Origin of the sequence: Rhodococcus sp. IEGM 1305 (assembly GCF_030058635.1) — a bacterium.
GTDB lineage: Bacteria > Actinomycetota > Actinomycetes > Mycobacteriales > Mycobacteriaceae > Rhodococcus_F > Rhodococcus_F opacus_D.
Map to the genome: position 1 here is coordinate 89,436 of NZ_JASHKX010000023.1, position 11,099 is coordinate 100,534.

At 67.9% G+C, this 11,099-nt stretch carries 11 protein-coding genes; 9 read left to right on the plus strand and 2 right to left on the minus strand.

What is annotated here, in order from left to right; all coding sequences use genetic code 11:
* Positions 1–84 precede the first annotated feature (84 nt).
* Genes QM693_RS26005 through QM693_RS26015 form a run of 3 tightly spaced genes read left to right on the plus strand, consistent with a single transcriptional unit; the run spans position 85 to position 2,739 of the window.
* Complete coding sequence (locus QM693_RS26005; RefSeq protein WP_112299291.1) at positions 85–1,725, plus strand: acyl-CoA carboxylase subunit beta; 1,641 nt, start codon at positions 85–87, stop codon at positions 1,723–1,725.
* Positions 1,722–2,084 (plus strand): acyl-CoA carboxylase subunit epsilon, encoded by a 363-nt coding sequence (locus QM693_RS26010; RefSeq protein ID WP_283335198.1) that lies wholly within the window; start codon positions 1,722–1,724, stop codon positions 2,082–2,084. Before QM693_RS26005 ends, QM693_RS26010 begins: the two co-directional genes overlap by 4 nt.
* A 10-nt stretch (positions 2,085–2,094) precedes the next feature.
* The gene (locus QM693_RS26015) at positions 2,095–2,739 is read left to right on the plus strand and encodes a Maf family protein (RefSeq protein WP_280785218.1); all 645 of its coding nucleotides are present in this window, start codon (positions 2,095–2,097) and stop codon (positions 2,737–2,739) included.
* Here QM693_RS26015 and QM693_RS26020 read toward each other — a convergent pair.
* Positions 2,722–4,440 (minus strand): MFS transporter, encoded by a 1,719-nt coding sequence (locus QM693_RS26020; RefSeq protein ID WP_280785219.1) that lies wholly within the window; start codon positions 4,438–4,440, stop codon positions 2,722–2,724. The genes QM693_RS26015 and QM693_RS26020 overlap by 18 nt on opposite strands.
* Positions 4,441–4,688: 248 nt before the next feature.
* Between QM693_RS26020 and QM693_RS26025 the strand changes: the two genes are divergently transcribed.
* Together QM693_RS26025 and QM693_RS26030 are read left to right on the plus strand one after the other, a co-directional pair.
* Positions 4,689–6,206 carry a condensation domain-containing protein gene (locus tag QM693_RS26025; protein WP_283353771.1) on the plus strand — a complete coding sequence of 506 codons (1,518 nt, stop codon included), beginning with the start codon at positions 4,689–4,691 and terminating at the stop codon, positions 6,204–6,206.
* Positions 6,206–7,648, plus strand: a complete 1,443-nt coding sequence (locus tag QM693_RS26030) for a condensation domain-containing protein (protein ID WP_283353772.1) — start codon at positions 6,206–6,208, stop codon at positions 7,646–7,648. The genes QM693_RS26025 and QM693_RS26030 overlap by 1 nt, the downstream gene beginning before the upstream one ends.
* Here QM693_RS26030 and QM693_RS26035 read toward each other — a convergent pair.
* Positions 7,608–8,024, minus strand: coding sequence for a group III truncated hemoglobin (locus QM693_RS26035; protein ID WP_283353773.1), 417 nt, complete (start codon positions 8,022–8,024; stop codon positions 7,608–7,610). The two genes, QM693_RS26030 and QM693_RS26035, sit on opposite strands and share 41 nt — an antisense overlap.
* Before the next feature lie 148 nt (positions 8,025–8,172).
* Between QM693_RS26035 and QM693_RS26040 the strand changes: the two genes are divergently transcribed.
* The 4 genes from QM693_RS26040 to QM693_RS37910 all read left to right on the plus strand — a co-directional run.
* Complete coding sequence (locus tag QM693_RS26040) at positions 8,173–9,072, plus strand: sulfurtransferase (protein ID WP_283353774.1); 900 nt, start codon at positions 8,173–8,175, stop codon at positions 9,070–9,072.
* Complete coding sequence (locus tag QM693_RS26045; protein WP_009479492.1) at positions 9,069–9,485, plus strand: SufE family protein; 417 nt, start codon at positions 9,069–9,071, stop codon at positions 9,483–9,485. Before QM693_RS26040 ends, QM693_RS26045 begins: the two co-directional genes overlap by 4 nt.
* Positions 9,486–9,506: 21 nt before the next feature.
* Complete coding sequence (locus QM693_RS26050) at positions 9,507–10,883, plus strand: condensation domain-containing protein (RefSeq protein WP_283335192.1); 1,377 nt, start codon at positions 9,507–9,509, stop codon at positions 10,881–10,883.
* A gap of 131 nt (positions 10,884–11,014) precedes the next feature.
* A partial coding sequence (locus QM693_RS37910; RefSeq protein WP_378690743.1) for a biotin carboxylase N-terminal domain-containing protein occupies positions 11,015–11,099 on the plus strand: 85 nt, incomplete at its 3' end.

The following is an 11,099-nucleotide window of genomic DNA, read 5'->3' on the forward strand; positions in this document are numbered from 1 at the left end:
TGGTCAGTAGCCGGGTCCGGGCAACCCGCCGCCTGACCACCTCCCTTGGCAGAAGCTCGTCGGCTCTCGTTAAGCTGACCTGTCATGACCACTGTTCAGGAGCCGAGCGCGGCGGAGTCGGCGAGTACGCCCGATATTCACACGACGGCGGGAAAGCTCGCCGACCTGCGTAATCGTCAGGCCGAGGCGCAGCACCCGAGCGGTGAAGCCGCGGTCGAGAAGGTCCACGCCAAGGGCAAGCTCACCGCCCGCGAACGCATCACCGCCCTGTTGGACGAGGGCAGCTTCGTCGAACTCGACGCCCTCGCCCGGCACCGCTCGGTGAACTTCGGCCTCGCCGACAACCGCCCCGTCGGCGATGGCGTCGTCACCGGCTACGGCACCGTCGACGGCCGCGACGTGTGCGTGTTCTCCCAGGACGCCACCGTCTTCGGCGGCTCCCTCGGCGAAATCTACGGCGAAAAAATCGTCAAGGTCATGGACCTCGCCCTCAAGACCGGCCGCCCCCTGATCGGCATCAACGAAGGCGCCGGCGCCCGCATCCAGGAAGGCGTCGTCTCCCTCGGCCTCTACGGCGAAATCTTCCACCGCAACGTCCAGGCCTCCGGCGTCATCCCGCAGATCTCCCTGATCATGGGCCCCGCCGCCGGCGGCCACGTCTACTCCCCCGCCCTGACCGACTTCGTCGTCATGGTCGACCAGACCTCCCAGATGTTCGTCACCGGCCCCGACGTCATCAAAACCGTCACCGGCGAAGACGTCACCATGGAAGACCTCGGCGGCGCGCACACCCACATGGTCAAGTCCGGCGTCGCCCACTACGTCGCCTCCGGCGAACAGGACGCCCTCGACTACGTCAAGGACCTGCTGTCCTACCTACCCAGCAACAATCAGGCCGCGGCCCCCCGGATGCTGCCCACCGACCCGATCACCGGGTCCATCGAAGACTCCCTCACCGCCGAGGACCTCGAACTCGACACCCTCATCCCGGACTCGGCGAACCAGCCCTACGACATGCACGAGGTCATCCGCCGCATCCTCGACGACGACGAATTCCTCGAGGTCCAGGCCGAACGGGCCGGCAACATCGTCGTCGGCTTCGGCCGCGTCGACGGCCGCTCCGTCGGGATCGTCGCCAACCAGCCCACCGTGTTCGCCGGCTGCCTCGACATCGACGCCTCCGAAAAAGCCGCCCGCTTCGTGCGCACCTGCGACGCGTTCAACGTCCCCATCATCACCCTCGTCGACGTCCCCGGCTTCCTGCCCGGCACCGACCAGGAATACAACGGCATCATCCGCCGCGGCGCGAAACTGCTCTACGCCTACGGGGAGGCCACCGTCGGGAAGATCACCGTCATCACCCGCAAGGCCTACGGCGGCGCCTACGACGTGATGGGCTCCAAGCACATGGGCGCCGACGTCAACCTCGCCTGGCCCACCGCCCAGATCGCCGTCATGGGCGCGTCCGGTGCCGTCGGGTTCGTCTACCGCAAACGCCTCCTCGAGGCCGCCAAGAACGGCGACGACGTCGACGCCCTGCGCCTGCAACTGCAACAGGAATACGAAGACACCCTCGTCAACCCGTACGTCGCCGCCGAACGCGGCTACGTCGACGCCGTCATCCCCCCGTCCCACACCCGCGGACAGATCGTGGCCGCCCTGCGCCTCCTCGAACGCAAAATGGTCACCCTCCCGCCCAAGAAGCATGGGAACATCCCCCTATGACCGCTATCACCGACGACGGCGTGCGCACCGAGACAGGTTCGGACGCGACGGCGTCAGTCAACGGTTCCGCAGCGGACACCACGCTCGCGAAGGGTGCGGCCACCGACCTGCCGGGTGACACGGACGGCACCGCCGCCGACGCGGCCCGTCAGCCTTTCCTGAAGGTGGTCAAGGGCTCACCGTCCGACGAGGAGATCGCTGCGCTCGTCGCGGTGCTGTCCGCGGTCGCCGCCGCCGGCAGCGGTGAACCGGATTCGCACGTACCGCCCGAGTCCTGGGGCGCTCCCACGCGGATGCACCGGAGTGTCGCCCCGTTCTCGCCGTACGCGTTCCCGAACGTGTCCGCGTACCGGCGTTGATCAGGATCCGGTGACATCCTTCGTTCTCGCCTCGGCTTCCCCGGCGCGGCTGGCTGTTCTGCGCAGCGCCGGGGTGGAGCCGGTCGTGCGAGTCTCCGGAGTCGACGAGGATGCCGTCATCGCGGCACTCGGTGCCGACGCAGCCCCCGAGCACGTCGTCACCGAACTGGCCCGCGCCAAGGCGAGCGACGTCCTCCCTGTTCTCGCACGGGACGGGATCTCGGACGCCGTCGTCGTCGGATGCGACTCCATGTTGCTGATCGACGGGTCCCTGCAAGGCAAACCCGGAACCGTCGACGTCGCCCGCGCGCGGTGGTCGTCGATGGCCGGCCGTAGCGCGACCCTGCTCACCGGGCACAGCGTCCTGCGGATCGCGGAGGGCGCGGTGGTGGGTGACGCACACGATCACAGCGCCACCGTCGTCCATTTCGCGAGCCCGCCGGACGCCGATCTGGAGGCCTACCTCGCGACCGGGGAACCACTGCAGGTCGCGGGCGCGTTCACCCTGGACAGCCTCGGGGGCTGGTTCGTGGACCGCATCGAGGGCGACCCGTCCAGCGTGATCGGGATCGGTCTGCCGCTCGTCCGGAGGTTGCTCGCGGAGGTCGGGGTCGGCGTCGCCGAGTTGTGGGCGTCGTCAGGCCGCGTCGACTGACTGTTCGTCGACCGACAGATTCCGGCGCGGAAGCGTCAATGACGCCACACCGATAGCCGCCGCCACCGCCGCGATGATCCAGAGGATGCGGCGCTCTGCCTGGAGAAACGCCTCGCCTGCCGCTGATCGGGTCGACTCCCGTGCGGCTACCACCGCGGAGTCGGCGATCTGCTGCTGAGCGGCGCCGAGCGCCGCACCCCCGGACGCCGGCGAACGGCATTCGTCGGGCACCTTCATCGGGGACGTGGACCCGAGTTGCTCCGTCGCGCAGCGCACGAACGTGTCCTCGGCCCGCGGGATCAGCGCCGGCGGCACCCCGGCCTCGGCGAGTTGCGCGGTCAACGCGGGCCGCTCGGCTTGCACCGCGTCCGCCGACTGCGTCGCGACGAGGTTGAAGAACACGACGCCGATCACCGCGAGGCCGATCGAACTACCCACCTGCTGCACGGTCGGGAGCAGCCCCGACACCGACCCGGCGTTCTGCGGTTGCACGGTCGCGAGGATCGCCGTCTGGAGCGGTGCCACGAACAGCCCGAGCCCGGCTCCCCCGATGAACAGCGGACCGGCCAGCGCCGACCACCGCGGATCGGTGCCCTCGTGCTGCAGTTGCGCCGCCAGCACGATGAGGGAGCCGGCGAAGAGCAGCATCCCGAGAGGCAGGACGAGGTTGCCGATGCGCCGATACACGGCAGCGGAGGCCAGCGCGGCGAGCCCGGTCCCCAGCGCCCACGGCAGCGTCATCACCCCGGCCCTGAGCGGTGAGAACCCGAACCCGAACTGCAGGGTGAGGGAGATGGTGAAGATCAACGACGTGAGCGTCCCGAAGAACACGAACGCGATGGCCGCGCCGAGCGAGAACGCGCGGTCGGTGAACAGTTCGAGGCGCAGGACCGGGTCGCCGCCGCGGCGCCCGAGCCGCCACTCGTGGACGACGAACGCGATCAGGACCGGCACCGAACACAGCAGCATCACCACGAGCGACGTCGGCCAGCCGCGTTCCCGGCCCTCCGCGAGCGGAAAGATCAGGAGGAACAGGCCGAGCGCCGACAGCACGGCGCCGCCCACGTCGAGCCGGCGGATTCCGTCGGGCTTCGCGTCGACGAGATAGAAGTAGCCGAGGACCAGGGCCGCGAGCCCGATCGGGAGATTGACGAAGAAGATCAGCCGCCAACCCCAGTCGAAGAGATCCCACTGGATGAGAAGTCCGCCGACGAGCGGACCGCAGATCGTGGCGAGCCCGATGGTCGCGCCGTAGATTCCGAACACGCGCGGGTGCGAGCGTTTCGGAAACAGTCCCGAGATGATGGCGAACGTCTGAGCCGACATCGACCCCGCCGCGAGGCCCTGCAACGCCCGCGACACGACGAGAGCGGTCGGCGACTGGGCCAGTCCGCAGAGCAGAGAGGCAACGATGAAGACGGCCAGTGCGGTGAGGAAGACCCGTCGTCGGCCGAGCAGATCCCCCAGCCGCGCCGCTGTGATCAGCGAACATGCGAACGAGAGCGTGTAGACGCTCACCATCAGCAGCTGCGCCGACACCGAGGCGCCGAGATCGACCGCGATGCTCGGAAGCGCGACGTTGACGATGGTCGCGTCCAGGAGTTGCATGAACACGGCGGCGAGACTGGTGGCCAGACCCAGCCACGGGACCCAGCGACCGAGTTCGCCTCGATAGAGTGCGTCACGCTGAGTCACAGGCATCCGGACAGGCTAGCGGCTCGAACCTCACGGAATGCTGTGAGGTTGTTCAAAGGTTGCTGGATGCTACGCGAAGAACTTGCAGCGTGGAACCCTTTTGCCCGACACTTGACTGGACCGGGACCGACCTGTAATCAGTCTCATACTTCTCTACCTCTCGCGGTAAGGCACTCGGTGCCGCATCCTGTTGCGAGAAAGTCCGTGCCACACCCGACCGAACTCGCAACTCGAATCCGACCAGGAGCCGCTCGATGGACTTGAACTTGATCACCCACTGGAAGCCAGAACCTGGGCGGGTCGTCGAGTGGAAAGTCACGGACGCGAGCGCACGAGCGGCTGCCGAAGCGCCGGTGGATCCGGCACTGCCGACCACCATGCAGGAGCGGCACCTGCGGCGGGCCCGGCTGGCGGCGAACAACGGCGAGACGCAGTCCCCGTGGATCGGCATCGCCTTCGACTTCCCCGGCCGCCTCGACACCGCCGCGATGACACGAACCCTGGAGCGCTACGTCCTGCGGCACGACACGTTGCACAGCTGGTTCTCGTTCGAGAACGCGGACGCCGACCCCACGGACACCACCAATGCCGTCCGACGGCACGTCGTGCCCGCCGGCTCCATCGCGCTCACGGCGCACGAGGGCGAGACGCTCACCACCCCCGAGCAGGTCCGCGACCACGTCGCCGCGCGCTTCGCGAACGATACGAGCGCGCTGGCCTGGCCCGCATTCGTGTTCGGGGTGGTCGAGCACTACGACACCGGGGCTCCCGGGCGCGAGGACAGCTTCACCCTGATCCACGCCGTCGATCACGCGCACACCGACATGCAGTCGATGATCCTCACGTTCGCCGAGACCCGGACCATCTATCAGGCCGAACTCGACGGCGTGGAGCCCGACCTGCCAGACCCGGGCAGTTACGTGGAATACAGCCGGCGGGAACGAGAGAAGGCGGCGACGCTGACCCTCGCCTCCCCCGAGGTCCACGGCTGGATCGGTCACCTCACCCGAAACGGCGGAACGTTCCCGAGCTTTCCCCTCGACCTCGGCGCTTCCGACGAACCCAAACCGGCCATCGGCAGCCGGTTCGACCTCGCCGACGCCGACGAGTGCGAGCGGTTCGGTGCCGTGTGCAAGGCCCACGGTTCCAACTTCATCGGCGGCGTGTTCGCGGCCCTCGCCATCACCGAACACGAACTGGTCGGGCGCGACCGCTACATGGCGCTGTCGCCGCTCACCACCCGCAACGACCCGCAGTTCTATTGGTCCCAGGGGTGGTTCATCAATCTCATTCCGGTCGGGTTCGCCCTCGAGGACGCCACGACGTTCACGGGCCTTGCCCAGCGCGCGCAGGACGCCTACCGGTCCGGCAAGGCGCTCGGCGAGGTGTCCGTGCAGCAGGTGATCGACACCGTGCTCGCTCAGGCCGGCCCCGAGGCGATGTCGCAACACGCCACCACACTCGCACCGCCGCCGATCGTGTCGTACATCGACGGCAGGCGGTTGCCGCAGACCGAGAGTTTCACGTCGACCCGGGCGACCGGCATCGTCGGGGGCAAGGCCACGCAGATCGCGTCGATCTGGGTGAACCGCATGCTCGAGGGCACGTGGATGGCCGTCTCGCACCCCGATACCGACGAGGCGCACCGGTCCGTGACCGCATACGCGGAGCGGTTGTCGGCCATCATGAAAACCGTTGCCCGCGAGGGCGATTACACGGTGACATCGTTCGCGCCTGCGGCGGACTCCGCGACTGCCGCAGGGGTGGAGTAGTGCACGTCACGTCGATCGACCGGTACATGCTCGAACCCGGCCTGGTGACGGAATGGTCCGTCGCGCCGGGCAAGGTCTCCCCGTCCGCGGTGCCGCCGTCGTACAACCAGCAATTCCATCTCGACACCGCCCGCACCCACGGCGTCGGCCGAAGCGTCTGGATGGCAGCAGCTTTCGACCTTCCCGGGCGACTCGACCGGGATGCTCTCGCGCAGGCACTGGTGCACTTCATCCGGCGGCACGACACGCTGCAGACCGGCTTCGACGTGAGCCCGGACGCGATGGCGCGCGTGGATCTCGACCCCGAGGACATCACCGTCGTCGCGTCCGAGTCCTCGGTGACGACGTCGCCACACGAGCTCCGGGACCATCTGCGGTACCGGTTCACCGAGGCGTGCGACCCGCTGACGTTCCCCGCGTACCTGTTCGCCACCATCGAACGCGACTCGCACTACACCGTGGTCAGTGCGTTCGATCACACTCTCGTCGACGGATACTCGCTCGTCATCGCCCTGGGCGAACTCCGGCAGATCTACCAGCGACTCACCGGGCTCGGCGGCTCGGCCGAACTCACGGAAGCGGACCTGACGAAGGAACTCGGCGATCCCGGGAGCTTCCTGCGGTACTGCGAACTCGAGGCCGAGACGCCCGTCACCGAAATCGGCGACCCCCGGGTGCGCGAATGGGCACGCTTCTACGAACGCTGCGGCGGCACCGCGCCCAGTTTCCCGCTCGATCTGGGTGTCGAGGCGGGCAGGCCCGCACCACAGGGGGCGGACGTCCGCCCCCTCCTCGACGCCGCCGACACCGAGCGGTTCGAGGAAATCTGCCTGGACTCTGGGGGAAGCCTGTTCACCGGGACGCTCACCGCGATGGGCATGGCAGTGCACTCGATCAACGGCATCTCCCGGATGCCGTTGCAGTTTCCGCTGCACATTCGCCAGGACCCGCAGTGGGCCAATGCGATCGGGTGGCTCACGACGAGCGCGCCACTGACGGTCGAACTGACCCCGGACTGCGACTTCCAGTCCTCCTTGGCGCACACCCACGCCTCGTTCCGCACAGCCCTGACGCTCAAGGGTGTGACGATGGCCCAGGTGCGGGAGGCGCTCGGTGACGGATACCGCCGCACCCGCACCGATGTGTTCATGGTCTCGTACATCGACTACCGCAGACTGCCCGGCACCGACGATCACGACGAGCTGAACGCCCACCACATCAGCAACGTGACGGTCGCGGACGACGCGCAGTTCTGGATCTCCCGCACGCAGCGGGGTCTCGCGCTGCGGTCGCGGTTCCCGGAGACGTCGACGGCACGCCGGGCGGTCACGGAATTCCTGGTGCGGTTGCGGGAGATCATGCACGACATCTGCGAGAACGGCGTCACTCCCATCGCGGAGCTCACCAGTCAGCTGAACCTGGAAGGCACTCCCGTCGTCTGACCGCCGGAGGCTCGAACAGTCGTCGCCGCATCGCGTCGGCGATCTTGGCTGCCTCGCCCTTGGCCCGCCCCGCGACGTCGCCTGCGAACAACTCGTCGACGCTGGACGCCCACAGTTCGACCCAGCGGTCGAAATGCCGGTCGGTGAATCCGTGCCGGCCGTGCAGCGCCCGGTGCACGGCGAACGCGCTGCCGCGGTAGACGCCGGTGCGCAGCAGGATCGTCTCCCAGAAGTCGCACATGACGGGCAGGTGGTCGTCGATGCCGATCACCGCGAGCGTCTCGAAGGCCGGTTCGAGGACCGGGTCGGCGAATGTCCGGCCGTAGAAGTGCCGGAGCAGCAGTTCCAGGTCGGCGCGCGTCGAGATGTCGGGCATGAGGCCTCCGTTCGGGTGCGAATCTACGCGCCCGCTGCGGCCTCCCTCACCGTCCACGGAAGGTAAGTGTGAACGCCGGTCGGAAGAACTTCCGGCGTCCGCCTAGAATTGACGCCGTCCCCGTCGCATCTGCCCCAGGAGCCCACCCGTGCCCGTAGCGCCAGATCCCACCCAGTCCTTCGCCGAGTACGCCAATCCCGGTCGGCTCGTGTCGACGGAGTGGCTGTCCGCGAAACTGGGCACACCCGGCCTCAAGGTGGTGGAGTCGGACGAAGACGTGCTCCTCTACGACGTCGGCCACATCCCCGGCGCCGTCAAGGTCGACTGGCACCTCGATCTCAACGATCCGGTGACCCGTGACTACATCGACGGCGAGCAGTTCGCCGACCTGATGAGCCGCAAGGGCATCAGCCGCGACGACACCGTCGTGATCTACGGCGACAAGAGCAACTGGTGGGCGGCGTACGCCCTCTGGGTGTTCACGCTGTTCGGACACGAGGACGTCCGCCTCCTCGACGGCGGCCGCGACGCGTGGATCGCCGAGAACCGGGACACCGCGTTCGACGTCCCCGAGACCTCCCCCACCGACTACCCGGTGGTCGAGCGCAACGACGCCCCGATCCGCGCGTTCAAGGACGACGTCCTCGATCACCTCGGCAAGGGTCCGCTGATCGACGTGCGGTCGCCCCAGGAGTACACCGGCGAACGCACCCACATGCCCGACTACCCCGAAGAGGGCGCGCTGCGCGGCGGCCACATCCCGAGCGCGCTGAGCATTCCGTGGGCCAAGGCCGCAGCCCCCGACAGCCGTTTCCGCTCGCGCGGTGAACTGAACGAGATCTACGGCGGTGTGTCCGCCGACGACGACATCGTGGCGTACTGCCGCATCGGTGAGCGCTCCAGCCACACCTGGTTCGTCCTCACCCACCTGCTCGGTTACCCCAGCGTCCGCAACTACGACGGTTCGTGGACGGAGTGGGGCAACATGGTTCGCGTTCCGATCGTCAGGGGTGAAGAGCCGGGAGACGTGCCCGGCGCATCGTCATGACCGAACTACCCGATTCGCTTGCCGAGATCGTCGACGACTTCGCTGCCGTCGACGGCTCGGACAAGCTGCAGTTGCTGCTCGAGTTCAGCCGCGAACTGGCGCCTCTGCCTGCCGAACTCGAGCAGGACGCGATGGAACCGGTGCCCGAGTGCCAGTCTCCGCTGTTCCTGTCGGTCGACGACTCCGATCCGGAACACGTGCGGCTGCATTTCAGCGCGCCCGCGGAAGCGCCGACGACGCGGGGTTTCGCGTCGATCCTGCACCAGGGCCTCGACGGGCACAGTGCCGCCACCATCCTCGGCGTTCCGGACGATTTCTATTCCGCGCTCGGGCTCGCCGACGCCGTCAGTCCCCTGCGACTGCGCGGCATGTCCGCGATGCTCGCGCGAATCAAGCGGCATCTTCGCGGCTAGGCAGGATCTGAACACACACTGATGGAATTCACCGAACTTGCCGACTACCCCGTTCCGGTGGGCGCGCTCACCGAATGGTTACCGTGCGCCCGCTCGGAATGGGTGGACGACCCCCGCCCGGCCTCGTACATCCACGAGGCGCACCTGCGCCGGTGCTCCGACTCCGGTGGTCGCGAATCCTGGCTGGGCACCGCATTCGAGATCCACGGCACACTGAACGTCACCGCTTTCCGGTCGGCGCTGGAGAAGTGGACCGATCGTCACGAGGTGCTGCGCTCCCACACGGCGTTCGACGCGGAGACCGAGCGCGTACGTCGGCGCACCGTGCCGCAGGGCGGGCTGCACGTCGGGGTCGTCAGCCACGGGTACGACGCCGCCGGCGGCGACAACTTCGCGCACCTGCAGCAACTGTTCGACGAGTACGCCTCGCCGCACAGTTGGCCGTCGTACGTCTTCGCGACGCTCGAAACCGTCCAACGCGATCGATTCACGGTGTTCTTCGCGGCAGACCACTCGATCATCGACGGGTTCTCCATCGTGCTCGTCGCCCACGAGTTGACCGCCCTGTACGAGGAGGCACTGTCCGGCCGCACGGCCAACCTGTTCCCCGTCGGCAGCTACATCGACTTCGGCCGTGAGGAGCGTGAGAGCTCCACCGACGCCGAGGTCAAACGGGAGGCGCTCGACGTGTGGCGGTCGGCCCTCGAGGGACCGGGCCTCCCCGAGTTCCCGCTCGAGGTCGGCCCGCGCACCTCGTACGCCCAGCAGAACCTGTCTGCCTGGATTCTCGATGCCGACCAGGCTGCGGCGTTCAACTCGGCGTGCCGCGAAGCAGAGGTGGGGTTCTTCCCCGGCCTGCTCGCGTGCCTGGGGATGGCCGGGTCGGAAGTGGCGGGGCATCAACGCTTTCGGACGGTCACTCCGGTCCACACCCGGCATTCCCCGCAGTGGGCCTCCGCGCTGGGATGGTTCGTGGGTCTGAGCCCGATCGACTTCGAGGTGACGTCGGACGACTTCGCCGCCGTCGCCCGCGAGGCCGCCGAGAGCGTGGCCCGGACGAAGCCGATCTCGGTGGTCCCGTTCGACCGGATCGAGAAGGAACTCGACATCCCCATCCGGCCGCGCTTCGTCGTCTCCTACATGGACGTCCGGTTCGTGCCCGAAGCGGGCCGCTGGCACGAGCGCAACGCCCGGGCCCTGCGGAGCAGGCAGTACACCCACGACGTGTACGCGTGGATCAATCGCACCCCCCGAGGCGTCAATCTGGCGGTCCGATATCCGGGCAACGACATCGCTGCCGCGAGCGTCCACACGTGGGTCGGGAGCCTCCGCCGGCAACTGGAACAGGTTTCAACCAGCTACCCATCGGTAGGGCTGCGAAGCGTCGGACAGCCCTGACCGGAAATTTCGGTCCGGTGACAACACGAATCGGTTCGGTGCCTAGACTCCGAAGTGATGCCGTAAACGACCGCTGGTGACACCCACGGGAGCCACCGCGGAGACAGACCATGCGAACCACAGGAGGCTCAGTGCCCAGTCATGCCAGCGCGCACATCACGAAGGTGCTCGTCGCGAACCGCGGTGAGATTGCAGTGCGGGTGATCCGGGCCGCAG